Here is a 25,872-nt window from a genome sequence, read left to right on the forward strand (position 1 = left end):
GTACGGCAAGCGACGGGAGTGTTACAGCGATCCGCAGGTGATCTGCGAATCCAGCAGCGCCTTTGCCCGCTTGTTGCACAGGGCGCCGAGCAGCGTTTCGGCCGCCGCTTCCAGCCGGTCCTGCGTGCCGAACAGCCGCGCCGCGATCAGGCCGCTCTGGAGCGAACCGTAGATCACCTGCGCCAGCATCGCCGGGGGCACCGGGTAAGGCGTCTCGCGTTCCCGCTGGCCGCGTTCGAGCAGCCGCGTCAGCCACGCCTCGTTGATGTGATAGAACTCCTTGAGCACGTGGTGCACCGACTCGGGCAGGCTCAGGATCTCCGTAGACAGCATGCCGGCCAGGCAGATCTGGCCGGAGCCGCACGTCTGGCGCAGCGGTTCCAGGTACTGGCGCGCCTGCTCCAGCACCGGCAGGGCCGGGTCGATGCCCGCCAGCCGTTCCGAGATCCGCCGGCTGTACTCCTTCACCGCTTCCAGCAGCAGGTCGTCCTTCGACGGGAAGTAATAGTGGATGCTGGACGTCTTGACGCCCACCAGCTCGGCCAGGTCGCGATAGCTGAAGCCGTTGGCGCCGCGGCTGCGGATCAGGACCAGCGTATGTTCGAGCAGTTGCTCGCGGACGGGTTGGGTTTTCATGGCTGGTACTTTATCTACACGAAGATAGATACTCAACCGGGATTTTCCCGGAGTCAACTGCGGCCGTACAAATGGGCAGGCGCGCACCTTTTTGGGGTGCGCGCCTGCGTCGGCGGGCGTCAGGTCCTGACGCGGTGCTCGACTACTGCGGGATCAGGCCAGGGCGCCGTCGGTGTAGACGTCGGTCGAGCGGGCACCGTCGAAGTACGGGTTGCGCGGACCGTTGCCACGGGCGCCGTCCAGATACGGATCGACCTTGCGGCCGGGGCTGGCGGACACACCCTTCGTGTCCAGGCCGGCCACGAAGCGGGCGCCGTCCAGGTACGGGTCGGCGGTGCGGGCACCGTCGGTAAAGCCGTCGCGGTTGCTGATGCGGGCGCCGCCCGAATACACGTCGCGGTTGGCGATGCCGGCCACCAGGCCGTCGCGGTTGGTCACGCGGGCACCATCGGTGAAGGCGTCACGGTTGCCGATGCGGGCACCGTCGGTGAAGGCATCGCGCTGGCCAATGCGGGCGCCGTCGGTAAAGGTGCTGCGGGCGTCGTTGACGCGGTAGGTGTAGCCGTAGGCTTCGCCACGCGGCTGGGCGGCTTGTGCGGCACCGGTCACGAAGGCGGCGGCGAGGGCGGCGGCGGTCAGGATGGTCTTGGCGTTCATGATGCTCTCCTTGGCTGGGGCGGCGAGATCCTGGTTCGTTGGCGGATCGTGCTGCCCGGATGTTTGGCAAAGTCGGCGGCCTGCCCGGTAGTCCTCGCTAGCGTGATGCTATCTACTGCTAGATAGAGGATCGGGCCTAAAAAACCGCCGTCGGAACGGCAACCTCTGGTATTGCGTGGACGGTGGCGCTGGGTTCGTTTCGGCTGGCTTGCCGGTTCGTTCCGGTGCGTCGCTGTCCATGGTGTGAATACTATCTACCTGTAGATAGATTCGCAAGGACAAGATGGCGATCCAGGCCAAAAACTTTTCTATCGGGCCGATTGAGCGGCTTTATTTCGTCGATATACGATTGATTCACAAGGAGAAAATCGTCCCGAATCTGTGACGACTGTGCGCCGCGCATGACGATTGCCCCGCCGAGTGCTACGGTTATCACACACTCGCTCTCGTCGAACGACACCATGTCCGAGCCCACCGCGCCGCCCGCGCCCCCCACGCCCCTGAGCGCCCGCCACTGGTTTGTCGGTGCGCTGGGCCTGGCCGGCCTGGCGATGGCGGCCGGCATGGGCCGCCTGCTGCTGTACCGCGCCATCGAGCGCGAGGCATTCGGGCCGGGCCAGCCCGGCACGCTGACGCCCGACGACCTTGGCGTCACCTCGCATCAATTCCGGTTCGACAGCGGCGACCGCTCGCTGCACGCGTCGTGGGTGGCCGCGCCAGACCCGGCGGCGCCCGCGCTGGCGGTTTTCCATGGCGACGAGGAATCTCTGGCCGACTGGGCGCCCGTGCAGGCGCTGCTGCACGAAGCCGGCATCAGTTCGTTCGTGTTCGATTACAGCGGCTATGGCGCCAGTTCCGGCACCGCCAGCGTGCGCCGGCTGCGCCAGGACGCGCTGGCCGCCTACACCCAGTTCCGCGCCGCCGCACCGCGCGCGGCGCGGCATGTCGTGATGGGGTATTCGCTGGGCAGCGGGGTGCTGCTCGATGTGCTGGGCGGCCTGCAGCCGCTGCCTGACGGCGTGGTGATCGGCGCCGGCTTTCGCTCGGCCCGTGCCGCAGCCGTGGCGACGGGGCTGGTGCCGGGCTGGCTGGCGTGGGCGCTGCCCAACCCCTGGGACAACATCGCGCGGCTGCGCGCGCTGAAGCTGCCCGTCATGCTGATCCACAGCCGGTGCGACGCCACCATCCCGTTCCACCACGCCGAGCACCTGGTGCGCGCCACGCAGGGCCCGAGCCGGCTGGTGGTGTTCGAATGCCTGCCGCACAACGCCGCCATCGACGCCACGTGCATGAACACGTTCTGGGCGCCCGTGATCGGCTGGCTGCGCGGTAGCCGGCTGTAGCCGGCCCGGCGCCTACAGCCGGAACTCGCCCACCACCTTCTGCAGCACCTGCGCCTGGTCGGCCAGTGCCGACGACGCCGCGGCGGCCTGCTCCACCAGCGCGGCGTTCTGCTGCGTCACGTCGTCCATCTGCGTCACGGCGACGTTGACCTGCTCGATGCCCTCGCTCTGATGCTCGGACGCCACGGCGATCTCGCCCAGGATCTGCGTCACGCGGCGCACCGCCTGCACGATCTCCTCCATGGTCTGCCCCGCCTGCCCGACCAGCGCCGAGCCGCTTTCCACCTGCCGCGCCGAGTCGTTGATCAGTACGTTGATTTCCTTGGCCGCCGCCGCGCTGCGCTGCGCCAGCGTGCGCACCTCGCCCGCCACCACCGCGAAGCCGCGGCCCTGCTCGCCGGCCCGCGCCGCTTCCACGGCCGCGTTCAGGGCCAGGATATTGGTCTGGAAGGCGATGCCCTCGATCACGGCGATGATGTCCGTCACCTTGCGCGAGCTGGCGCTGATGGCGTCCATGGTCTGCACCACGTTGCCGACGATGGCGCCGCCGCGCTCGGCGATGCCCGACGCCGACGCCGCCAGCCCGTTGGCCGTCCGCGCGCGCTCGGTGTTCTGCTTGACCATCGACGTCAGCTCGCCCATGCTCGACGCCGTCTCCTGCAGCGTGGCGGCCTGTTCTTCCGTGCGCTGCGACAGGTCCGTGTTGCCCACCGCAATCTGCTGCGACGCCGACGAGATCGAATCGCTGGCCGCCTTGATCCGCGTCACCAGCTCGGTCAGCATGTCCTCCATCTCGCCCAGCCCGCCCAGCAGGCGGCCAAAGTCGCCGCCGCGCTCGGTCTCGAAATCCTTGCTCAGGTCGCCGGCCGCCACGGTCTCGGCGATGAATTCGGCCTCCTTGAGCGGTTCCTCGATGGCCCGCGCCAGCCGGAACCAGCACACCACGCTGAAGACCAGCACGACGATGCCCAGCGTCCAGAGCCAGCTACGCGTGCTGCCATCGGACACATGGCCCTGCGCCAGCACCAGGATGGCCGCCACCAGCAGCACGTTTACGCCAAATGCCGCGCCCAACCGGGTGCGCATGCTCAAGTTGTCCCAGGCCATGATCGATTCCGCTCCACGTTTGCCGCCCCGCGTTGTCCGGGGCTATCGATGGGCTAACGGCCCGGGCGGCCGGAAACTTTAGCGGCCCTGCGCCAGCGATTCGGCGGTGCGGTAGTCGGCGTCCCAGGCGGCGGCGATCTGGCGGCAGCGGCCCAGCGGCTGGGCGTGGCGCTCCACGTCGACGATGGTTGCATGGTCGGCCCACGCCGGCCGCGCGGGCGCCTCGGGGCTGCGGCCGTCGGTCAGCAGCCAGAGCCAGCGCTGCTGCGCCGGCCAGCGGCGCGCGTGCCGCGCCAGCAACTGGTCGGCACGCGCCACGCCCAGCGCCAGCGGCGTGCCGCCGCCGCCCGCGATCGGCCGGATCCAGTCGTCGTTCCACGGCCGCGCGCGCGACGGTGCCAGCCGCACTTCGGCCTGCTGGCCGGCAAAGCAGACCAGCGCCACGTCGGCGCGCGCCTGATAGGCCCGCTCCACCAGCCGCGCCAGCACGCCCTTGGCCAGCGCCAGCGGCTCGCCGTGGGCCATCGACCCCGAACAGTCGAGCACGAAGCAATGCAGCACGCCGGCGCGCGCCGCCGTGCGACGGAAGCGCAGATGGCTCGCATCGAGCGTCGACTGCCGCCGCGCCGCCAGCGTGCGCGGCCAGTGCACGCGCGGGCCCGGCGTGCCACCGGGGGCCGTCTGCCGGGGCGACAAGGGAGCCTGCCACCGGTGGCCGCCCTGCCGGTCCTGCGCAGACGGCCGCCGGTGGCTCAGGCTTTTTTTGGCGCGAGCTTCCCGAACGGTTTCAGCGGCTTGACGTCGGCCATGCCCGGCGGCGTCGGCGGCGGCAGCGCGCCCCACGGGTCGTTCGATGGCGCCGAGTCCGGCGCGGGCGCCCGTGCCGCGTCCGCTTCGGGCGGCAATGCCTGGCGCCGGTGGTGCAGCACCAGCTCTGCCACGGCATCGACGTGCCCGGTGTCGATGGCCGCCGCAGCCTGCCACGCAGCCAGCGCGCGGGCGGCGCGCAGCATCACCAGGTCCGCGCGCACGCCATCGACGGCCGCTGCCAGACACAGCGCGCTGACGCGGTCGTGCACGGCGTCGCCAAACGGCAGCCCGCCCAGCGCGCCGCGCGCCCGCGCCACGCGCGCTGCAAGATCGGCCTGCCGCTGCGCCACCGCCGCGCGAAAGCCCTCGGGGTCGGCATCGAACGCCAGCCGGGCCCGGACGATGGCCTGCCGCGCGGCCGGGTCGGCATAGTTCGACAGCGCCAGCGCCAGGCCAAAACGGTCCAGCAGTTGCGGCCGCAGCTCGCCCTCTTCCGGATTCATCGTGCCGACCAGCACGAAGCGCGCCGCGTGCTGGTGTGACACGCCGTCGCGCTCCACCACGTTGACGCCGCTCGCGGCCACGTCCAGCAACTGGTCGACCAGCGGATCGGGCAGCAGGTTGACCTCGTCGACGTACAGCACGCCGTCGTGCGCCCGCGCCAGCAGGCCCGGCTGGAAGCGCACCTCGCCCTGCTGCAGCACGTGGCCCAGGTCCAGCGTGCCGGTGAGCTGTTCCTCGCTGGCGCCCAGCGGCAGCGTTACGAACTGGCCGTGCGGCAGCAGCTCGGCCAGCGCGCGCGCCGCCGTGGACTTGGCCGTGCCGCGCGGCCCGGTCACCAGCACGCCGCCGATGCCCGGGTCCACGGCCGCCAGCAGCAGCGCCTGCTGCAGCGGCGCCTGCCCCACCAGGGCACTGAACGGAAAAATCGGGCGCAGGGCCGTCTTCGTCATGGCATGCCTTCCAGATGCTGCTCGTTGTCGAGCAATAGATGTTCGATGCGGTCCTTCTGGTCGCCCGGCGCCTGCCAGAGCCCGCGCGCCATGGCTTCCAGCAGCCGCTCGCAGATGCCCTGCAGCGCGCGCGGATTGTGCCGCGCCAGAAAGTCGCGCGTGGCGGGGTCGTGCACGTAGGCGTCGGCCACCAGCGCGTACTGGTGGTCGGCCACCACGCGCGCGGTGGCGTCATAGCCGAACAGGTAGTCCACCGTGGCGGCCATCTCGAACGCCCCCTTGTAGCCGTGGCGCTTGACGCCGTCGATCCATTTCGGATTGACCACCCGCGTGCGGATCACGCGCGCGATTTCCTCCTGCAGCGTGCGCACGCGCGGCGCCGCCGGGTTGGCGTGGTCGCCGTGGTAGATCGCCGGCTGCGCGCCGCCCAGGTGGCGCACGGCCGCCACCATGCCGCCCTGGAACTGGTAGTAGTCGTTGGCGTCGAGGATGTCGTGCTCACGGTTGTCCTGGTTCTGGACCACGGCGTCGATGCCGGCCAGCCGCGTGGCGAACGTGTCCGGCGCCGCCACGCCATCGGTGCCCTGGCCGTAGGCGTAGCCGCCCGCATGCAGGTAGGCGTGCGCCAGGTCGGCATCGGTCTGCCAGCGCCGCCCGTCGACCAGCGCCTGCAGGCCCGTGCCATAGTCGCCGGGCCGGGCACCGAAGACGCGCCAGCCGGCGCGCACGCGGGCCGCGTCGGGCGCCATGCCCCGCGCTTCCAGCGCCTGCTGCTCGGCCAGCACGCGGGCGCGGATCGGGTTGACGTCGGCGGGCTCGTCCAGCGCGGCCACGGCCTGCACGGCCGCGTCGAACAGCGCCACCAGGTTGGCGAACGCATCGCGGAAGAAGCCCGACACGCGCAGCGTCACGTCCACGCGCGGGCGGTCGAACACGGTCATCGGCAAAATTTCGAAGTCGACCACGCGATGGCTGCCATGCGCCCATTTCGGCCGCACGCCGATCAGCGCCATGGCCTGCGCGATGTCGTCGCCGCCCGTGCGCATGGTGGCCGTGCCCCAGACGGACAGCCCCACCGCGCGCGGATACTCGCCATGTTCCTGCAGATGCCGCTCCACAAGCTGGCTGGCCGCGCGCAGGCCGAGCGTCCACGCCGTGCGCGTCGGCACGGCGCGCGTATCGACCGAGTAGAAGTTGCGGCCCGTGGGCAGCACGTCGGGCCGCCCGCGCGATGGCGCGCCGCTGGGGCCGGGCGGCACGAAGCGGCCAGCCAGCCCGCGTTCGAGCTGCAGCAGTTCCTGCGCGCCGCAGGCGTCCAGGCGCGGCGCCACCGTATCGCGCAGGCGCGCCAGCACCGCCGCCGACTGCGGCCCGATGGCCGCGCCGTCGCCCAGCAGCCGCAGCGCCAGCGCTTCCAGCCGCTCGCGCGTATCGCCATGGTGGCGCCACGGCGCCGCGTCGACCTCGGCCAGCACCGCCGGGCGCGGACCGGTCCACGGCGCGGCCCAGTCCGCGTCCAGCGGGTCGAAGCCGTCGCCGAGCGCAAGGTCGGCCGCCAGTGCCGCCAGCAGGCTGGCCCGGCCCTCGCGGCCGTCGCCAACGGGGAAGCGGCCCAGCGCGGCCAGCGTATCGCGCCGCTGCCGGCCCTGCGGCGACTGGCCGAACACGTGCAGCCCGTCGCGGATCTGCGACTCCTTGAGTTCGCAGAGCCAGGCATCGGTACGGTTCAGCAGCGCGTCTTCTTCCTCGCCACTGGCCGGCGCGTCGATGCCTAGCTCGCGGTGCAACTGCTGGTCGACGATGGCGCGCAGGATGCCCTTGCGCAGCAACTTCGCGCGGCGCGGGTCCACGGTCAGTGCCTCGTAGTACTCGTCGACCTGCCGCTCCAGGTCCTGCAGCGGGCCGTAGTTCTCCGCGCGCGTCAGCGGCGGCATCAGGTGGTCGATGATCACGGCCTGCGCGCGGCGCTTGGCCTGCGCGCCTTCGCCGGGGTCATTGACGATGAACGGGTACAGGTGCGGCAGCGGGCCCAGGATTGCGTCGGGCCAGCACGTGTCGGCCAGCGCCACGCTCTTGCCGGGCAGCCATTCCAGGTTGCCGTGCTTGCCCACGTGGACCACCGCGTCGATGGCGAACACGTGCCGCAGCCAGAAATAGAACGCCAGGTAGCCGTGCGGCGGCACCAGCTCGGCATCGTGGTAGCTCGCGTAGTCGTCCACGCCATAGGCGCGGGCCGGCTGGATGCCGACGAACACGTTGCCCGCGCGCACGCCGGCGATCATGAAGCGCCCGGCGCGGACCATCGGATCGGCCTCGGGCGGGCCCCAGCGCTGCGCGATGGCCGCCTGGTTCGCGGCCGGCAACCGGGCCAGCCACGCGCGGTAGTCGTCCAGCGCCACGCTCTGGAACGCGGGGCGTGCGGCGTGCTGCGCGATGTCGTTGGTCACGCCGCGCGTCAGGCCCTGCATCAGCGCGTCGCCATCGGCCGGCAGCGGCCCGGTGGCGTACCCGGCATCGCGCAGCATGGCGAGTATCCGCACGACCGACGCCGGCGTATCGAGCCCCACCCCGTTGCCGATGCGGCCCTCGCTGGCCGGGTAGTTGGCCAGAATCAGCGCCAGCCGCTTGTCGGCCGCCGGCAGCGTGCGCAGCCGGCACCAGCGGCGCGCCAGTTCCGCGACAAAGCCGATGCGGCCGGCATCGGGCTGGTAGCGCACAACATCCACCTGGGTGTGCGGGCAGCGGTAGGCCAGCCCCTTGAAGCTGATGGCGCGCGTGATGATGCGGCCGTCGACCTCGGGCATCGCCACATGCATGGCCACGTCGCGCGTGCCCAGGCCCTGGCTGTCGGCCAGCCAGTCCTCGCGGTTGCCGCCGCTCAGGATGACCTGCAGCACCGGCGCGTCGTTGGCCAGCGGCGCGTCGGCCTCTCCGGCGTTCTCGAGCGAGGCCACCGAGAAGGCCGTGGTGTTCAGGACCAGCGACACCGCGTGGGCGTCGCACAGCCGCTGCAGCACGTCGCGGCAGACCGGCTCCTTGAGCGAGCTGACCGCCAGCGGCAGCGGGCACAGGCCGGCGTCGAGCAGCGCATCGGCCATCGCGTCGAACACGTCGGTATTGCCGGCCTGCAGGTGCGAGCGATAGAACAGCAGCGCCACCACGGGCGCGCCGCCGAGGCCGCGCGCGGCCCATTCGCGCTGCCAGTCGGCGGCCGTGGCCACGCCATGGTCGCGGTGATAGAGCGCGGCCTGCGGCAGGCTCTGCAACGGAAGCACCGGCTCCGTGTGGCCGAACGCATGCTGGCCCAGGCAGCGGAAGAACTGCTCGGCGTTGCCGGCGCCGCCTTCGCGCAGGTAGCGCCAGAGCTGATGCGACAGCGCCGCCGGCGCATTGCCCAGCCGCGCGAGGTTGTCGTCCTCGGCCAGGTCGCCGGAGAACATCACCAGCAACTGGCCGCGCGCCCGCGCAATCTCGGGCAGGCGTTCCAGCCCGTAGGCCCAGTCGTTGGCGCCGCCCAGGTGGTCCACCACCACCACGCGCGCGTGCTGCAGCACCTCGTCGACGTAGAGATCGAGCGACGCCGGCTGGCGCAGGTACATCTGGTTGGCCAGCCGCACGGTGGGATAGCCGGCGCCGAGCCGGGGCACCGCAGCGGCCAGCAGCGACAGCGTGGTGTCGGCCGCGCTGAGGATGACGATGTCGCCCGGCGTCTGGTCCATGCGCAGCACGACGCCGTTGTCCTCGACAAAGCCGCCGGGACGGGTGGACAGCAGGTGCATCGCGCCAGCGCCCGGTGGTCAGCGCGTGGCGCCCAGCGCGGCGTCCAGCGATGCCTGCAGCGCCGCGCCGTCCAGGTCCTGCCCGATCAGCACCACGCGCGTGCCCTGCGGCTCGCCGGCGCGCCAGGCGCGGTCGAAATAGCTGTCGAAGCGCTGGCCCACGCCATGCAGCACCAGCCGCATCGCCTTGCCCGGCAGCGTGGCAAAGCCCTTGACGCGGTAGATCGTGTGGTCGGCCACCAGCTTCTGCAGCGCGGCGACCAGCGCGTCGCGCTCGACCGTGCCGGCCTGCACGACCACGGAATCGAACTCGTCGTGATGATGATCGGCATGGTCGGGGTCGTCGGCGCTGCCGTGGTGATCGGGCCGCAGGTGGATCGTCTCTTCCGACGCGCGCTGCAGGCCCAGCAGCATCGCCACGTCGAGCTTGCCGGCCTGCGCGGGCACGATCTTGACCTCGGCCGGAATCTCGGGCCGCACCAGCGCCTCCACGGCCGCCAGCTGCGCGGGGTCCATCAGGTCGGTCTTGTTCAGGATCACCAGGTCCGCGCTGGCAAGCTGGTCCTCGAACAGTTCGTGCAGCGGCGACTCGTGGTCGAGATTGGGATCGGCGCGGCGCTGGGCATCCACCGCCACCGGATTGGCCGCGAACTGCCCGGCCGCCGCCGCTGGGCCGTCGACCACGGTCACCACGGCATCCACCGTGAACGCATTGCGGATGCTCGGCCAGTGAAACGCCTGCACCAACGGCTTGGGCAGCGCCAGCCCCGACGTCTCGATCAGCACGTGGTCGATCTGGCCGCGGCGCTCCAGCAGTTGCTCCATCACCGGGAAGAATTCCTCCTGCACCGTGCAGCACAGGCAGCCGTTGGCCAGTTCGTAGAGCTGGCCCGTGGGCTCGCCGGCATCGTCGCAGCCAATGCCGCAGCCCTTCAGGATCTCGCCGTCGATGCCGAGTTCGCCAAACTCGTTGACGATCACCGCGATACGGCGCCCGTTGGCGTTGTCGAGGATATGGCGCAGCAGCGTGGTCTTGCCGCTGCCGAGAAAGCCCGTGACGATGGTGGCCGGAATCTTGGAGGTCTGCATGCGGGGGATGGGCGTGATTTGCGAAGGCGATCAGGATACGGACATACGAGGGGGCTGTCTATTTGGGGGTGCCTGGCGTGGGGTGGCGTGGTGGGTCGGGCAAGCGCTGGCCCTCTCCCCCGGCCCCTCTCCCGCGCGCGGGAGAGGGGAGAACACCATCGCATTGCCATTCCTGTCGGTTTGCTCCCCTCTCCCGCGCGGGAGAGGGGTGGGGGGAGAGGGCAAGCATCGCAGCCTGCTACCCCCGCCGCCCCCGCCACCACCCCGCGAACGCACCCCCCACGACAGCCAGTGCCGCCAGCAGCCACCCGATCGCCGGTCGTCCCGTTCGCGCCGGCGTCGCGGCCAGCTGCGCCACCAGCCGCTGGCCGCTGACGTGTTCGACATCCGATGTCGACGCCACCGGCGCCGCCGGCACGACGGCCTGCGGTGTCCGCACCGCCTGCGCCTCCCGCTGCGCCGGCCGCACCACCGCGTCGGTCAGCGCGCGGCCTACCGGTTTCATGTCGATCCGCGCCGCGCGGCCCGCGCGCGCGATATGCGCCATCAGCGTGGGATTGCCGCAGGTATTGGCCGTGCACGACAGCCCGTCGCGCTGCACGCTCGCCGTGTACTGGCGCAGCAATTCGCGGCGCTCGGCGTCGGTGAAGCGGTAGCTGCCCTGCCGGTCCACCTCCAGCAGCCGCGCCAGGATGCCCTGCCGCGCGTGCGGATTGGCGCCGCGGAAGAACGCCGCCATGCCCAGCCCGAGCTTGTCGGCCACATAGACGTCGTAGGTGCGCTGCCAGAACTCGCCGGGCATCTGCTCGGGCACGGTGGCCTGGAAGCCGTACAGGTGCTCCACCTCCTTGTACATCTCGCGGGCGCCCGCGTAGCCCGCGCGCTGCATCCCGGTGATCCACTTCGGATTCCACTGGCGCGCGTTCAGCTCCGTGGCCAGCCATGTGCGGGCGTCCACGGTCTCGGCCCGGCCCGGGCGGCGCAGGTTGTGCAGCCACAGCGGCGGCGCCGTGCCGCCGGCCGCGCGCGTGGCGGCGGCCAGGCCGCCCGCGTATTGGTAGGTGTCGTCGTTGTCCAGCGCGCCGTAGAGCGTGCTGGCGCGCGAGAACAGCACCGCCTGGTTCGACTTGAGGTGGCTGGCCAGCGCCCCCGGCGCCGATTCGCCCCAGCCATCGGCCGAATAGGCGAAGTTCATGTAGCGCAGGTACTGGCGCGCCAGCGCATCGGGCGGGCCCTGCGCGTCGCGGCTCTGCTCGACCATCTGCTGCACGCCGATCGAATAGTTGCCGGGCCGCGCCGCGAACACCCGCGACCGCGCCAGCCGCTGCGCCTGCCCCGGCTCCACGCCCTGCCGGCCCAGTTCCATGGCGACAGCCTCGTCATGGCGGCTAATTGCATTCTCACCGGCAGCGGCGGCCAGCCGGGCAGCCTTGTCCAGCAGCGCGATCTTGTCGCCAAAGCCGTCGCGGTAGATGCCCGAGGTGGTCAGCAGCACGTTCACGCGTGGCCGGCCCAGATCGGCATCGGGAATCAGCCGCACGTCCTCCACATTGCCGCGCGCGTTCCACACCGGTTCCACGCCCATCAGGTACAGCGCCTCGGCCTCCATCGCGCCCTGGTGCCGCTCGGTCTCGCCGTACCAGAGCACCATCGACACCGACTCCGGCCACTTGCCCCGCTCGCGGCGGAAGCGGTCGAGCGTCTGTGCCGCCATCGTCTTGCCCAGCGCCCACGCGGCCTGGGTGGGAATGCGCGCGCCGTCGAAGGCGTGCAGGTTGCGGCCGGTGGGCAGGCTGTCGGGCACGCGCACGGGGTCGCCCAGCGGGCCGGTGGGCAGGTAGCGGCCGGCCAGCACCATGACCAGGCCATCCAGTTCGCGCTGGGGCGACGCGCGCAGGTCGGCCAGCCACTGGCGGCCGGCGGCCAGCGCGCGGCGTTCGGCATCGTCCGAGCCCTCGACGTCGCGGCCCGCCACCAGCGCGGCCGACCACGCGCGCAGGCGGTCGGCATCGGCCTTGACCTGCGTGCCCAGCATCAGCGCCAGCGCGTCGGCCTGGTCGGCGTCGGGCGGCAATTGGCCGAGCGTGTGGATGCCCAGCGGCATCGGTTCGGCCTCCACCTTGTGCAGGAAGGCGTGCACGACCGGCTCGATGGTGTCCCAGGGCGCGCCGGCATCGACGCCTAGTTGCTGGTCCAGCTTCAGCGCGCGGATCTTGGCCAGCGCCTGGCGCCGGTACTGGGCCGACAGCTCCGGCGCGCTGTCGCGCGTGGCGTCGGCCTGTTCGATCGCCTCGTCCAGGGCGGCCAGCACCGGGGGCTGGCCCGCCGAGGCCAGCAGCGGCGACAGGTGGCTTACCAGCACGGCCGCGCTGCGGCGCTTGGCCTGGATCGCCTCGCCGCCGCCGTCCTGGATGTAGACGTAGGCGTTCGGCAGGTCGCCGAGCAGCAGTTCGGATGCGTCGCCGCCCGCCTGCGCGACCTGCTTGCCCGGCAGCCATTCCAGCGTGCCGTGGCGGCCCACGTGGACCACGGCATCGGCGCCGAACGCGTGGCGATACCACAGGTAGGCGGCGATGTAGGCGTGCGGCGGCGGCGTGATCGTGTCGTGCGAGACGTCCATCGCGCGGTCGAAGGTTGAGCGCAGCGGCTGCGGGCCGACAAACACGTTGCCAAAGCGCAGGCCCGGCAGCACGTAGGCGGGATCGCCGCGCGCGTCGCGCGCGAGCATCAGCGGATGGCGGCCGGGCGGGCCCCACGCACGCTCCACCGACGCGCGGAACGGCGCCGGCAACGCATCGAACCATCGGCGGTACTGGGCCAGCGGCACCAGCGTGACGTGGCCGGCGCGGACCATGCGGTCCAGCTCGCCCGGCGACCACGTCTCGACGTTGCGGCCGTTGGCTTCGAGCAGCGACGTGAGCGCGGCGGTGTCGGGCAGGCTGGTGCCGGTGTCGTAGCCGGCCGCGCGCAGGCGCTGCAGGATCTGGGCGAGCGATGGCAGCGTCGCCAGGTAGCTCGCGCCGATATTGCCGCGCCCGGGCGGGTTGTTGTAGTACAGCACCGCCACATGCTTGCGCGCGGGCGGCGTGTCCTGCAGCGCGATCCAGCGCCGCACGCGCGCGACGATTGCGTCGACACGCTCCGGCACCGCCGCACTGGCCGTGGCGCCGTCCTGCGGCTCCTGCGTGGCGAACAGGATCGGCTCGGTCGCCCCGCTGCGCTCGGCGGCGGTCAGCAGCAGCGGCAGGCGCTCGCCGGCAATGCCGCGCACGTCGGCACGCCAGCGGTCGGCGCTGTCGCGCGTGGCAATCAGGTTGATCGTGTGCAGGCCGTGGCGCGCCAGCCAGTCCTTGTCCTCGGCGCGCGGAATGGTCAGGTTCAGCGCCAGCAGCGCGCGCAGCGGCGTGGCGCCGTCCTGCGTCAGCAGGCCGTCGAGCGCGGACAGCGGCCAGCCAAAGGCCGGGACCACGCCGATGCCGGCGCGCTCCAGCGCCGCGATCAGCGCGTCGACGTGAGCGAGGTCGCGCTGGCGGTAGTTCGTCGCATAGAACGCGATGCCGACCAGCGGCGCGTCGGGCCGCAGGCCGCCGTTGGCGCGGTACCAGCGCAGGTAGTCGTCCAGCGACGCGAACGGTTGCGGCGCGCGCGGGTGGTAGAGCCCGGCGGCGGGCGCGGGCCGGACCGGCGGCACGGTGATCGGCGCCACGCCGGCGGCACGCTGTTGCGCGGCCACGGCGTAGGCCAGGAAGGCGGCAAGATTGTCGACGCCGCCGGCGTCCCAGTAGCGCTGGGCGCCGGCGCTCAGCGTCGCATCGGTATGGATCTGCCACGCGGCGTCGGCGGTCTCCGCCGGCATGGCCAGCACCGTTGCGCCACGCGCCTGGGCCTGCCGAATATCGGGCCCCATCTGGCGCAGCGCGGCGGCGGGGACGAACCACGCCGCGATCACGTCGGCGCGGGCCAGCGTCGCGGCATCGAGCGCCGCATTGGCAAATCGGAATTCGGCCACGCCTTCGCCATGGGCCGCGCGGAACGCCTCCGCGGCGGCAGGCAGCAGATGGGTCTGGGACGACACCACGACCACCCGCACCGGCGCCGCCACGGCCACCAGTGGCAGGCAGACGCACAGCCAGGCCAGCCAGACCAGCAGTCGGCGGCAGGCGGCAGAAAGGGGAAGCGTGGCGAACACGTGGCGGGGGCGAAAAGAGGCGCTGGCGCGGCATTCTACCTGCCTGCCGGGGTCTGGGCCGGTCACGCCGCTGTCACATCCGGTCCCCCGTCGGCCGGCGCCGATGCGGGGCCGGCCCGGCGTGTGGTTTTTTTGCCGATGGCAGAGATTGACCGGGCAGGCGGGCGTCCCATCTCGTAACGATTCCGAAACGGCAGCTTTCGCCACAATCGGAAATTTCGTATCACGCCGGGACGTAAAAAAGACAAAGCCGGCACGGGCCCGTTGGCGCGTACCGGCTGATGGGCGGTAAATCTACCGCACCATCCGGGTGACGGCAATCATTCTTGTGGGGGACCCCACATCAGCCATGGTGACCCATCGTGTACCTTGCGCCGGATCGTCTATATTTGACGGCATGGCGCGCTCAACCGAAATGACTCACCAGACGTACAAAAGCCCCGGGAGGTAACTGCCATGCGTTCGCTTGCAAACTTGTTCAGTCCGCCGACGCCAGAGAAGATCGCCGAAAAGGAACTGCAAGACATGAGGCTGACGCTCTTCCAGGCCGAACGCCGCCTGCTTGAAGCGCAGATGCAAGTCGATTACTACCGCAACATGATCGCCTTCCTGGAAGAGGTGGGCGCCACCGGCGTGGAAGGCGTGGCCGACCGCCGCTTCGGGTCGTCGCCGCAGCCGGACATGCCCGTGCTGCAATCCACGTCGCCCGCGCGCAGCGCCCCCGGCCTGGCCACGATTCCGATCGTCCCGAGCGCCGCCTGATCCCTGTCTTACCGCAGCAGACCGTCGCACGGACGCGCCAGGCGCCTGTGCGATACTGCCCGCTTTCCGGCATCCCCTGGAGCGGCCATGCGCCTGTTGCCCGCCATTGACATCGAAACCGCCCCGCATCCGACCCATGCCGTGATCTGGATGCACGGGCTGGGCGCCGACGGCAGCGATTTCGTGCCCGTCGTGCCCGAACTGGGCCTGCCCGCCACCGCCGCCGTCCGCTTTGTCTTTCCCCACGCCCCAGCCATCCCGGTCACCTGCAACGGCGGCTACGTGATGCCGGCGTGGTACGACATCTACTCGCTGGATGAAGCGGGCCGCAAGGCCGACCTGGCCGGCATCAGGCAGTCGCGCGATGCCATCCGCGCCCTGATCGCCCGCGAAAACGAACGCGGCGTGCCCACCGCCAACATCGTGCTGGCCGGCTTCTCGCAGGGTGGCGCCATTGCCTACACCACGGCGCTGACCCACCCGGAAGCGCTGGCCGGCGTGATTGCGCTGTCCACCTACATCCCGTCCACCGAACTGATCGAGGCCGAAGCCACGCCCGCCAACGCGGCCACGCCGGTGTTTGCCGCCCATGGCACCGCCGACGAGGTGGTGCCGATGGCGCTGGGCATCCGGGCGCGTGATTTCCTGACCGCCCGGGGGCAGCCGATCACCTGGCAGGCGTACGCCAGCATGCCGCATTCGGTCTGCCTGGAAGAAATCGCCGACATCGGCGCATGGCTGCAAGCCCGCTTTGCCTGAGCGCCTGCGCTACCATGGCGCGCCTTGTCACCCTGCCCCGCTGCCCATGATTCCCGCATCGCCTCCGCCCCGTATCGACTTCAACACCCGCAAGGCGCTGATGTTCGCGCTGACCGCCGAACGGCTGGCGGCGTTCTACGAGCATGGGAAATGGCTGACCGACGCCCAGGGCGCCACGCTGGCCGCGAGCTGGCTGTCGCGATCGAAGCTGCAACTGGCGCTGTCGGAACGGCGCCTGCTGTCCGAACTGAGCGACCAGCTTGCGCGGCAACTGGCCGATACGCTGTCGCGCGAAGCCGGGCTCTATGCGTCACACGAGATGATGGAAGCGCTCGACCCCAACTACCAGTCTGCCTTTGCCCACGACATGCTCGACGAATGCGAGCGGATGCTGCGCGAGAACGGGGTAGAGGAATAGCCGGCCGCAGCCCCGTAAAGGTGCATTATGAGCCTCTTTTCGTGTCACGGGACGCCCAATTATTGACTTTTATCCCGGATTCCATAAATTATCCGGATCGAAATAATTCCGGATAAAAGGATGGGCTACTACCGCCGACCCGACCTTGCGGCCGACCTGGCCACCCAGCTGCAGGGCCGCGCCATGTTTGGCGATGCGCAGAATGGGCTGTTCCTGGCGGCACCCCGGCGCACGGGCAAGTCGATGTTCCTGCAGCACGACCTGCTGCCCGCGCTGGAAGACAACCATGTGCTCGTCATCTACGTCGACCTGTGGTCGAACCAGCGCCGCGATCCCGGCGAGCTGATCGCCGAGGGCATTGCGCTGGCGCTGGCCGACCACCAGGGCGTGGTGGCGCGCGCGGCGCGCAAGGCCCGGCTGGAAAGCGTCACCATCGCCGGCACGCTGAAGATCGACACGTCGAAGATCGGCCGGCCCGACGGCGCCACGCTGCCGCAGGCGCTGCAGGCTCTGCACCGGGCCGCCGGCAAACCCGTGGCGCTGCTGATCGACGAAGCGCAGCACGCGCTGACCAGCGAATGGGGCGAAGCGGCCATGGCAGCGCTGAAGTCCGCCCGCGACCAGATGAACACGCCGGACAACGTCACGCTGATGCTGGTGATGTCCGGCTCAGACCGCGACAAGCTGCTGCGGCTGGTCAATTCCGCTGCCGCGCCCTTCTATGGCTCGTCGATCCACCAGATGCCGACGCTGGGCAAACGCTACGTCGACTATGTGGCCGATCTGATCGGCACGCAGCGGCCCGACCTGAAACCGGTGGACCACGCGGCGCTGTTCCAGGCGTTCGAGCTGTTCGGCCAGCGGCCACAGTTCTTCCACGCCGCGATTGGCGAGGCATTGAACCCCTTGGAGGCCGGCGACGGCGAACGCTTCGAGCAGCGCGTGCTGGCCGCCGCGCGCCGGCGGCAGGCGCAGGACACCGCGCAGATGCAGTCCGACTTCCTGGGCCTGAAGCCGCTGGAGCAGGCGGTGCTCTGGCGCATGCTGGCGGCCGGGCGCGCGTTCCGGCCCTACGATGCCGAATCGCTCGCGTTCTATCGGGAGCGTTGCCCCGGGCTGACCGTGTCGCCGCAGAAGGTGCAGGCGGCGCTGGACAGCCTGCGCGACCGTACCCCCGCCTTGGTCTGGAAGTCCGCGCGCGGCGAGTATTCCGTGCAGGATTCGGCGATGCACGAGTGGTACCAGGCGCTGGCGGCACAAGGCGGCTGGCCGCCGCCGGCCGGCTGAGGCACTGCTACCGTGCCTGCACGGCGGCGCGTTTCACCGACTTCGGATTCAGCAGGCCGGCGTCGAGCCGGCGGAAGACCACGGCGGACAGCAGCGTGATGGTGCCGACGACCAGGAAGGTCAGCCGGTAGGCCGGCGCGGCGGCGCCCAGCTTGAGCGAGAACAGGCCGACGAGGCCGCCGCCGATGGTCACGCCAAGCCCGATGGCCAGCATCTGCACCATCGAGAACAGGCTGTTGCCGCTGCCGGCGTCCTCGCGGGTCAGGCCCTTCAGCGTCACGCTGTTCATGGCCGCGAACTGCATCGAATTGGCCGCGCCGAACACCGCAAGCTGCACGATCGACAGGGCCAGCGGCCAGCCCGGCGACATCGCCGAGAACGACGCGATCGACGCGCCGACGATCACCGTGTTGACGAGCAGGAAGGCGTCGTAGCCAAAGCGATTGACCAGCGGCACGATCCACCGCTTGGACAGCGTGCCCGCGATGGCCACCGGCAGCAGCATCATCCCCGAGTGCAGCGGCGAATAGCCAAGCTGCAACTGGAACAGCAGCGGCAGCAGGAACGGCACGGCGCCCGAGCCGATGCGGCACACCAGATTGCCGATCAGCCCGATGCTGAAGTTGGGCTCGCGGAACAGCGCCAGCCGGAACAGCGGCGTGGCGTGCCGGCGCGCGTGGGGAATGTAGAGCAGCGCGCTGGCAACGCTGACGGCGGCCAGCAGCGCGCTGCCCGTGCCGTGCCCACCATTTTCCAGCGCCAGCGAGAACGTCACCATGCACAGCGACAGCAGGCCGCAGCCGATCCAGTCAAATGGCGGCGCCACGCCGGATTCCCCCGCCGGCAGGTAGCGGCGCACGGCGAACAGGCCCACCAGCCCCACCGGCACGTTGATCAGGAAGATCCAGTGCCACGACGCGCTCTGCACCAGCCAGCCGCCCAGCACGGGCCCGAAGATCGGCCCCACCTGCCCGGCAATCGACACGAACGCCAGCGCCGCGATGTACTGCTCGCCCGGAATATTGCGCAGCACGGCCAGCCGGCCCACCGGCAGCAGCATCGAGCCGCCCACCCCCTGCAGCACCCGCGCGATTACCAGCTGCGTCAACGTGTGGGCCGAGGCGCAGAACACCGATCCCAGCACGAAGATCAGGATCGCGCTGAAGTACACGCGCCGCGTACCGAACTTGTCGGCCAGCCAGCCCGACGCCGGCGTCAGCATCGCCATGGTCAGCGTATAGGCCACCACCACCGGTTTCAGGTCGAGCGGTTTTTCGCCCAGGCTGTGGGCCATCGACGGCAGCGCGGTGTTGACGATCGTCGTGTCCAGCGTCTGCATGAAGAAGCCGGCGAAGACGATCCAGAGCATGGCTTTGCGGGATGCGGCCGGGCTGGCGGCTGGGGCGGGGGCGGTGTGCATGATTCGATTCCAGGGGCGGCGTCCATCGGGGAAAACCGCGAACAACCGGCCTCCATGGTACGGACCGCGGCCCCCATCGGGAACCCCTCTAGCTTGATTGACTGCCATCGGCAAACCCGATGACAATGCCGCGATGCTCAATCCCATCTGGATCCAGACCTTTGCCACGGTGGCCACGTCGCGCAGTTTTACCGACGCCGGGCGCCAGCTTGGCTTCTCGCAGTCGTCGGTCAGCGACCATATCCGCCGGCTCGAACAGAGCGTGGGCCGGCGGCTGTTCGTGCGCGATACCCACAGCCTGGCCCTGACCCCCGACGGCGAGGCGCTGCTGGTGCATGCGCGGCTGATCCTGGAAACGCTGGCGCGCGCCGAGCAGCAGTTCAGCGCGCCCCGGCTGCAGGGCCGCGTGCGGCTGGGCACGTCGGAAGACCTGGCGCAGGGCCCGCTGCCCAATGTGCTGGCCGCGTTCCGTGCCACGCACCCGGACGTGGAGCTGGAAATCAACATCGGCATGACCGGCAAGCTTTACGAATGGCTGGAGGCGGGCGAACTGGACCTGATGATCGGCAAGCGCCGCGAAGGCGAGCGGCGCGGCGTGCCGCTGTTCCGGGGGCAGCTTGAATGGCTGGCGCGGCCGGGCACGGTCGTCGACGTGGGGCAGCCGCTGCCGCTGATCCTCGTCAACGAGCCGAGCGTCACAAGGTCGGTCGTGCTCGATACGCTGGCCGCCGCCGGCTGGCAGTGGCGCATGGTCTGCACCAGCAGCAGCCATTCCGGCTGCATTGCCGCGGCGCGCGGCGGACTCGGCATCACGGTACGGGCCCAGAACCTGACTGGCGGCGGGCTGGTCTCGCCGATCAACGGGCACGCGCTGCCGGCGCTGCCCGAGGTGGAATTCATCACGCTGGCCGCGCGGCGGCTGTCGAAACCGGCGGACACGCTGCTCCAGTTGATCCGCCAGAGCGACCTGCGCGCGCCGCGCGCGGACTAGCGTCAGGCAGCCGGCAGCAGCGCGCGCAGCGCCTGCAAGGACGTGAGCAGGTGATAGGGCGTGGTGGACGGCATTTCGGCGCGCACCACGGCGCCGTCCGGCGCCAGGCACTCGTGCCAGCCCCGGGCATGGAGGAAGCGGCGCTGGAAGCTGTCGATCCAGTCCGCCAGCTCGGCCAGCGGCGCATCGTCGTGCTGCACGGCCGCGTGCACGACCAGCGCTCGCGCGAACTCGGTCTGCGCCCAGATGCGCTCGGTGGCGTCCTGCACGGCGCCCTGCCCGTCCAGCGCGGCGCAGACGCCCAGCGTGCCGGCGGCCACGCCGTGCCGCCGGGCAAAGTCGTAGGCGCGCGGCAGCGTGGCGGCCAGCGGGCCATCGGCAAACAGCGCCGGCGCGGTCATGACCAGCGAATACCACTCGAACTGATGGCCGGGCTCGATCCGGTTGCCAGCCGCGCCGCGCGGCAGCTCGGCCACGCAGCCGTCGGCCGGATCGACGAACGTGGCATGTACCGCATCGGCCAGCGTCTTGAGCCGCTGCGCCATCCACGGTTCATTGGCGACGTCCAGCGCCGCCAGGTACGCCTCGGTCAGATGCATGATCGGGTTCTGCAGCACGCCGCTGTCGTTCGAACCAAAATTGGCCGCCAATGCCGCGTGATAGAGCCCGTTGCCATCGGCAAAGCGTGATTCGATCACGGCCACGGTGCGATGCAGGACGTCCAGCGCGGCGGGGTCGCGGCTGGCGCGGTAGTAGTGCGCGCAGGCGTAGACGACGAAGGCGTGGGTATAGAGGTCGCGCGTGGTATCGAGCGGCGCCCCCTGCGGGTCGATGCTGTAGAGCCAGCCGCCCGCGCCATCGCCAAAATGGCGCACCAGCGAACCGAACAGCGTGGCGGCGTGGGCAAGGTTGCCCATGGTGGCAAAGACGTAGAGCTGCCGCGCGCAGGCCATCGTGCGATAGCGCTGGTCCGGGCGGGGCTGGCCCGTGGCGCCGTCCAGCGCCTCGTGCGCGAGCTGCATCGAAGGGTTCCAGCCGGCACCCGTCCAGGCGGGCGGCACGACGGTGTTGAAGTGGGTGAGCAGCGCGGTAATGCGCGGGGTCAGATTCGGATCGGCAGGCATGGTCGAGGCTCCACGAGCGGGTCCGGTCCGGGCCGTTGTCAGGCGGCCATGTCGACCCCGAATCCCAAGGCCAGCACGATAGCAGGACGCATCGGCCATGCAAAGGCCGCGGACGCCGCACTGCATCAAATCGGGCTGGAATTGCCGGGAACCGCTGACTATGGTGGAAGTCCACCGGGCCGCCTGCCCAGGGAGAACGCCATGCCCACCCATCCGATGTCCCTGTCCGATCACCGCCGCACGCTGGTCATGCACGTCATGGAAGACCCGCCCGGGCGCTACACCTGGCGCATCGTCGTGGAGGAGAAATGCGGCGGCGCCGACTGCGACAGCATGATCGAAGCCCAGACCGACTATTCGTCCCACGCCGAAGCCGAGGCCGCCTGCTGGGCCACCGGCAACGGCATGCTCGACGGGCGCCGCATTGCCAGCGAAGTGGGTGACCTGGGCGCCGCCCGCGCGGCCCACTGAACGTAGCCACCCGTCAACATGCGTGACATTACGTGACGATGCGACCCAATGAGCGCTTGAAGCGCCGCCGAGCCGCTTGAACCTGGCACGTCCCCGCCATAGGCTGGAGACCCGTAGGGAGACAGCGATGGACAAGCCAACCGTAAGCCCCAGCCGCTTTGTCGAGATCCTGAACGAGCGGCTCACCCAGCATCCCCTCTACCGCGAGGGCATGCACGTCTACGCCATTCCGGCGCATTCCGACCATCCACGCAGCCTGGTCTGCGTGGGGCCGCGCGGCACCGAAGGCATCTGCGCGACGATCGAGAACATCGTGCGCGGCGAGTGCGATGTGTTTCCGGACATCGCGCAGGACTGGCATCGCCAGCCGCCGGGACCGCGCCCGGCACCGGGCGTCCACCACGCGCGCTGACCCGGCCCGGCTGCCGGGCTGACACCGGACGGGGAACCACCTCCCCGTCCAGCTTTCACGACACACACATCTGCAACAACCGCTCCGGCTGGCTACAATGGCTGCCGCCATCCTTGGCCCGGAGCGCCAGTGACAACACCATGCGACCGCCGCGTGACGGCGGTCCTGGCCAGGAACGAACGGCGCATCGCGGGGTATGATGCGCGCCTCGTCCGCCCCGCCATCGTGCCGAATCCGGCCTGGCCGGCGCAACGCTTTCTCAAGTACATCTCATGCTGCTGTTCGGATTGTCCCTGCTGACCCTGCTGGTCTGGTGTGTCCTCGTGTTCGCGCGCGCCGGCTTCTGGCGCGTGCAGAAGCCCCTGCCCTCGCCCGATCCGGCCGCGTGGCCACCGGTCATCGGCGTGATTCCGGCGCGCAACGAGGCCGACGTGATTGCCCGCGCGGTGACCGGGGTGCTGACCCAGCAATACCCGGGCCGTCTACAACTGGTGGTGGTGGACGACCATAGCGCCGACGGCACCGCCGACATCGCCCGCGCGGCGGCCGTGTCAATCGGCAAGGCCGACGCGCTGACGGTCATCGCCGCGCGCGACCTGCCGGCTGGCTGGAGCGGCAAAGTGTGGGCCCAGTCCGAAGGGCTGGCCGAAGCTGACCGGCAGATGCCGGACGCGGGTTTCGTCTTCCTGACCGATGCCGATATCTGGCACGGCCCCCAGACCATCCGCGAACTGGTGGCACGCGCCGAGCACGAGCAGCGCGACCTGACGTCGCTGATGGTGCGGCTGCGCTGCGAATCGTGGTGGGAACGCATGATCGTGCCGGCTTTTGTGTTCTATTTCGCCAAACTCTATCCGTTCCGCCGCGTGGCAGACTCCCGCAGCAAGGTGGCGGGCGCGGCTGGTGGCTGCATGCTGGCGCGGCGCTCGGCGCTGGCCCGGATCGGCGGTTTCGCGGCCATTCGCGGAGAGTTGATCGACGATTGCAGCCTGGCCGCGAAGATCAAGGCAGGTGGGTCCATCCGGCTCGACCTGGCCGACGACAGCATTTCGCTGCGTCCGTACGACGACTGGCAAAGCCTGTGGAACATGATCGCCCGCAGCGCCTACACCCAACTCCACTATTCGCCGGCGATGCTGGCGGGCGCCACGCTCGGCATGGTCCTGACCTACCTGGCGCCGCCCGTGCTGGCACTGGCAGGCGGCGCCGCGCTGTGGCCGGCATGGCTGGCGTGGGTGTTGATGGCGGTCAGCTATCGCCCCATGCTGCGCGAGTATCGCCAGCCGGCCTGGCTGGCGCCGCTGCTGCCGCTGACCGCGCTTTTTTACCTGGGCGCCACGCTGGACTCCGCGCGCCGTTACTACCTGCGGCGCGGCGGCCAGTGGAAGGGCCGCAGCCAGGCGCCGGTGCGCTCCTGAGGCCCGGCTCCTGCCCAGGGCGGCTACTTCAGGTAGCCGTTGCCGCGGAACCAGTCCAGCGCGTCTTGCAGCGCCTGCTGGTACGGGCGGGCGGTGTAGCCCAGCTCCCGCTCGGCCTTGGCCGATGTGAAGAACATCCGGTATTGCGACATCTTCAGGCCGTCAACGGTCACGAACGGCTCTTTTTTCGTGAACTGGGCGATGGTTTCCGCCACCCGGGCGATCGGATACAGCGGCCAGCGCGGCAATTCGATGGTCGGCGCCTTGCGGCCCGCCATGCCGGCGATGTCGGCCAGCATCTGCCGCAGCAGCACGTCCTGGCCGCCCAGGATGTAGCGTTCGCCGATCCGGCCTTTGTCCAGCGCCAGGAAATGACCGTTCGCCACGTCGTCCACGTGGGCGAGGTTCAGGCCCGTATCGACGAAAGCCGGGATCTTGCCGGTGGCCGCCTCGACGATGATCCGCCCGGTGGGCGTGGGCCGGACGTCGCGCGGGCCAATCGGCGTGGACGGGTTCACGATGACCGCCGGCAGCCCCTCGGCCACCAGCCGCTCCACCTCGCGCTCGGCCAGCACCTTGCTGCGCTTGTAGGCGCCGATGGCCTCGTGCCCGGCCATGGCGGCGGTCTCGTCGACCGGGCCGGTGGCCCCGGCCACTCGCAGCGTGGCCACACTGCTGGTGTAGATGATGCGCTCGACGCCGGCGTCGCGGGCCGCGTTCATCGTCGTCACCGTGCCATCGACGTTCGACCGGACGATTTCCTCCGGATCGGGCGCCCAGAGCCGGTAGTCGGCCGCCACATGGAACAGGTAGCGGACGCCCGCCATGGCCCGCGCCATCGACGCCGGGTCGCGCATGTCGCCCTCCACCACCTCCACGGGCAGGCCGGCCAGATTGGCGCGCGGGCTGGTGGGTCGCACCAGCACCCGCACCTGGAAACCGCGCTCCAGCGCCTGGCGCATGACCGAAGAACCGAGGAAGCCCGAGGCTCCTGTCACGAGAATGCAATTGTGAATTTCAAATCCCCTGTTGGCGTTGCGTGCACGTTCCGCGACGATGGCGCGTTATCGCGGACGGCAGTCGCGCATTTTCACCGGAATGCCAGTGTTGGCAATACCCCACGCGACGACGCGAAAATCCGACCCGGTATATAGTACCTACCGTGAACCGGGGAAGTGATGCCGGAATACCAAAAAAAAGTAATGTCCAGGAATTGTCACAAGAGGGTCGGGGGGCCGTCTGCATGCAGGTAATACTTGCCCAGCCCAGGGGCTTCTGTGCCGGCGTGGTCCGGGCGATCGACATCGTCGACCGCGCCCTGATCAAGTACGGCGCCCCCGTCTACGTCCGCCACGAGATCGTCCATAACAAGCACGTCGTGGCCGGGCTGCGGAAGAAAGGCGCGCGGTTCGTCGAGGAACTCGACGAGGTGCCGGGCGATGCCGTCACGATCTTCAGCGCCCACGGCGTGTCGCGGAAAGTGATTCAAGAGGCGCAGCGACGCGAGCTGCATGCCATCGACGCCACCTGCCCGCTCGTCATCAAGGTCCATAACCAGGGCCGCCAGTACGCGGCGGCCGGGCGCCACGTGGTGCTGATCGGCCATGCCGGGCACCCCGAGGTGGAAGGCACGATCGGCCAGATTCCGGGCAGGGTGATCCTGGTGCAGAACGAGGCCGACGTGGCCAGGCTGGACCTGCCGGCCGACGCGCCGGTTGCCTATATCACCCAGACCACGTTGTCCGTGGACGACACCCGTAATATCATTGCGGCGCTCGGCCGGCGGTTTACCGACCTGGTCGGGCCCAGTACGCGCGATATCTGCTATGCCACGCAAAACCGGCAAAGCGCCGTGCGCGACTTGTCCACACGCGTGGATGTGATTCTCGTGATCGGGGCCACCAACAGTTCGAATTCGAACCGGCTGCGCGAGATCGGCACGGAAAGCGGCGTGCCGAGCTACCTGATCGCCGACGGCAGCGAACTGGACCCGGCCTGGGTCCGCGACGCGAATGTCGTGGGCATTACCGCGGGCGCCTCGGCGCCCGAAGACATGGTGGAAGACGTCATTGCCGCCCTGCGACGCCTTGGTCCGGTCGACGTATCGGTCATGGAAGGCATCGAGGAACATGCCGAATTCCGCCTGCCGGCTGAACTAGCCGATGCAACGCTGGCCCCAGGGGCCAGAAGAACAACCGACATCAGTGACGCCCGGCTTGCCAGCCAGACGGCTGCAGGCTGAACCGA

Annotated in this window: 21 protein-coding genes; 10 read left to right on the forward strand and 11 right to left on the reverse strand. The window is 70.1% G+C overall.

Going from position 1 to position 25,872, the window contains the following annotated elements; translation table 11 throughout:
* Positions 1-21: 21 nt before the first annotated feature.
* Both EHF44_RS19075 and EHF44_RS19080 read right to left on the reverse strand, forming a co-directional pair.
* Positions 22-636 carry a TetR/AcrR family transcriptional regulator gene (locus EHF44_RS19075; protein WP_124685314.1) on the reverse strand — a complete coding sequence of 205 codons (615 nt, stop codon included), beginning with the start codon at positions 634-636 and terminating at the stop codon, positions 22-24.
* 153 nt (positions 637-789) lie between these two features.
* Positions 790-1,293 (reverse strand): copper resistance protein CopQ, encoded by a 504-nt coding sequence (locus EHF44_RS19080; RefSeq protein ID WP_124685315.1) that lies wholly within the window; start codon positions 1,291-1,293, stop codon positions 790-792.
* Positions 1,294-1,754: 461 nt separating this feature from the next.
* Here EHF44_RS19080 and EHF44_RS19085 point away from each other — a divergent pair, with 461 nt between their 5' ends.
* Entirely contained in the window at positions 1,755-2,636 is an 882-nt protein-coding gene (locus EHF44_RS19085; protein ID WP_124685316.1) for an alpha/beta hydrolase, read from the forward strand.
* Positions 2,637-2,648: 12 nt separating this feature from the next.
* Here EHF44_RS19085 and EHF44_RS19090 read toward each other — a convergent pair whose 3' ends face one another.
* From EHF44_RS19090 to EHF44_RS19115, 6 genes are all read right to left on the reverse strand, one after another.
* Positions 2,649-3,722 (reverse strand): methyl-accepting chemotaxis protein, encoded by a 1,074-nt coding sequence (locus EHF44_RS19090; RefSeq protein WP_124685317.1) that lies wholly within the window; start codon positions 3,720-3,722, stop codon positions 2,649-2,651.
* 99 nt (positions 3,723-3,821) lie between these two features.
* The gene (locus tag EHF44_RS19095; protein ID WP_253700249.1) at positions 3,822-4,439 is read right to left on the reverse strand and encodes a vWA domain-containing protein; all 618 of its coding nucleotides are present in this window, start codon (positions 4,437-4,439) and stop codon (positions 3,822-3,824) included.
* 56 nt (positions 4,440-4,495) lie between these two features.
* Positions 4,496-5,506, reverse strand: coding sequence for an ATP-binding protein (locus EHF44_RS19100; protein ID WP_124685318.1), 1,011 nt, complete (start codon positions 5,504-5,506; stop codon positions 4,496-4,498).
* Positions 5,503-9,285: a cobaltochelatase subunit CobN gene (gene cobN, locus EHF44_RS19105; protein WP_124685319.1), complete on the reverse strand. Its 3,783-nt coding sequence runs from the start codon at positions 9,283-9,285 to the stop codon at positions 5,503-5,505. Before cobN ends, EHF44_RS19100 begins: the two co-directional genes overlap by 4 nt.
* Before the next feature lie 18 nt (positions 9,286-9,303).
* Positions 9,304-10,374, reverse strand: a complete 1,071-nt coding sequence (gene cobW / locus EHF44_RS19110) for a cobalamin biosynthesis protein CobW (protein WP_124685320.1) — start codon at positions 10,372-10,374, stop codon at positions 9,304-9,306.
* 238 nt (positions 10,375-10,612) lie between these two features.
* The gene (locus EHF44_RS19115; protein ID WP_124685321.1) at positions 10,613-14,563 is read right to left on the reverse strand and encodes a cobaltochelatase subunit CobN; all 3,951 of its coding nucleotides are present in this window, start codon (positions 14,561-14,563) and stop codon (positions 10,613-10,615) included.
* Between the two features lie 456 nt (positions 14,564-15,019).
* Here EHF44_RS19115 and EHF44_RS19120 point away from each other — a divergent pair, with 456 nt between their 5' ends.
* From EHF44_RS19120 to EHF44_RS19135, 4 genes are all read left to right on the forward strand, one after another.
* Positions 15,020-15,325: a hypothetical protein gene (locus EHF44_RS19120; protein ID WP_124685322.1), complete on the forward strand. Its 306-nt coding sequence runs from the start codon at positions 15,020-15,022 to the stop codon at positions 15,323-15,325.
* Positions 15,326-15,412: 87 nt separating this feature from the next.
* Positions 15,413-16,084: an alpha/beta hydrolase gene (locus EHF44_RS19125; RefSeq protein ID WP_124685323.1), complete on the forward strand. Its 672-nt coding sequence runs from the start codon at positions 15,413-15,415 to the stop codon at positions 16,082-16,084.
* A gap of 46 nt (positions 16,085-16,130) precedes the next feature.
* Positions 16,131-16,502, forward strand: a complete 372-nt coding sequence (locus EHF44_RS19130) for a hypothetical protein (RefSeq protein WP_124685324.1) — start codon at positions 16,131-16,133, stop codon at positions 16,500-16,502.
* A gap of 120 nt (positions 16,503-16,622) precedes the next feature.
* A complete protein-coding gene (locus EHF44_RS19135; RefSeq protein WP_124685325.1) occupies positions 16,623-17,789 on the forward strand; it encodes an AAA family ATPase in 1,167 nt (388 codons plus the stop codon).
* A gap of 7 nt (positions 17,790-17,796) precedes the next feature.
* Here the strand turns inward: EHF44_RS19135 and mdtD are convergent, their stop codons facing one another.
* Positions 17,797-19,209, reverse strand: coding sequence for a multidrug transporter subunit MdtD (mdtD, locus tag EHF44_RS19140; protein WP_253700251.1), 1,413 nt, complete (start codon positions 19,207-19,209; stop codon positions 17,797-17,799).
* Positions 19,210-19,342: 133 nt separating this feature from the next.
* On the opposite strand from mdtD, the gene EHF44_RS19145 reads away from it, so the two are divergent.
* Entirely contained in the window at positions 19,343-20,200 is an 858-nt protein-coding gene (locus tag EHF44_RS19145) for a LysR family transcriptional regulator (RefSeq protein WP_124685326.1), read from the forward strand.
* 2 nt (positions 20,201-20,202) lie between these two features.
* On the opposite strand, the gene EHF44_RS19150 is transcribed toward EHF44_RS19145, so the two are convergent.
* Positions 20,203-21,324 carry an AGE family epimerase/isomerase gene (locus tag EHF44_RS19150; RefSeq protein ID WP_172966131.1) on the reverse strand — a complete coding sequence of 374 codons (1,122 nt, stop codon included), beginning with the start codon at positions 21,322-21,324 and terminating at the stop codon, positions 20,203-20,205.
* 201 nt (positions 21,325-21,525) lie between these two features.
* On the opposite strand from EHF44_RS19150, the gene EHF44_RS19155 reads away from it, so the two are divergent.
* From EHF44_RS19155 to EHF44_RS19165, 3 genes are all read left to right on the forward strand, one after another.
* Positions 21,526-21,795 carry a hypothetical protein gene (locus tag EHF44_RS19155; protein WP_124685327.1) on the forward strand — a complete coding sequence of 90 codons (270 nt, stop codon included), beginning with the start codon at positions 21,526-21,528 and terminating at the stop codon, positions 21,793-21,795.
* A 127-nt stretch (positions 21,796-21,922) separates the two neighbouring features.
* Positions 21,923-22,207, forward strand: coding sequence for a hypothetical protein (locus tag EHF44_RS19160; protein WP_124685328.1), 285 nt, complete (start codon positions 21,923-21,925; stop codon positions 22,205-22,207).
* A gap of 272 nt (positions 22,208-22,479) precedes the next feature.
* The gene (locus tag EHF44_RS19165; protein ID WP_172966132.1) at positions 22,480-23,625 is read left to right on the forward strand and encodes a glycosyltransferase; all 1,146 of its coding nucleotides are present in this window, start codon (positions 22,480-22,482) and stop codon (positions 23,623-23,625) included.
* 23 nt (positions 23,626-23,648) lie between these two features.
* Here the strand turns inward: EHF44_RS19165 and hpnA are convergent, their stop codons facing one another.
* The gene (gene hpnA / locus EHF44_RS19170) at positions 23,649-24,587 is read right to left on the reverse strand and encodes a hopanoid-associated sugar epimerase (protein ID WP_253700394.1); all 939 of its coding nucleotides are present in this window, start codon (positions 24,585-24,587) and stop codon (positions 23,649-23,651) included.
* A gap of 281 nt (positions 24,588-24,868) precedes the next feature.
* Between hpnA and ispH the strand changes: the two genes are divergently transcribed.
* On the forward strand, positions 24,869-25,867 hold the full coding sequence (ispH, locus tag EHF44_RS19175) for a 4-hydroxy-3-methylbut-2-enyl diphosphate reductase (RefSeq protein WP_124685330.1): 999 nt from the start codon (positions 24,869-24,871) through the stop codon (positions 25,865-25,867).
* The last annotated feature ends 5 nt before the right edge of the window (positions 25,868-25,872 follow it).

The organism is Cupriavidus pauculus (assembly GCF_003854935.1).
Taxonomy (GTDB): domain Bacteria; phylum Pseudomonadota; class Gammaproteobacteria; order Burkholderiales; family Burkholderiaceae; genus Cupriavidus; species Cupriavidus pauculus_C.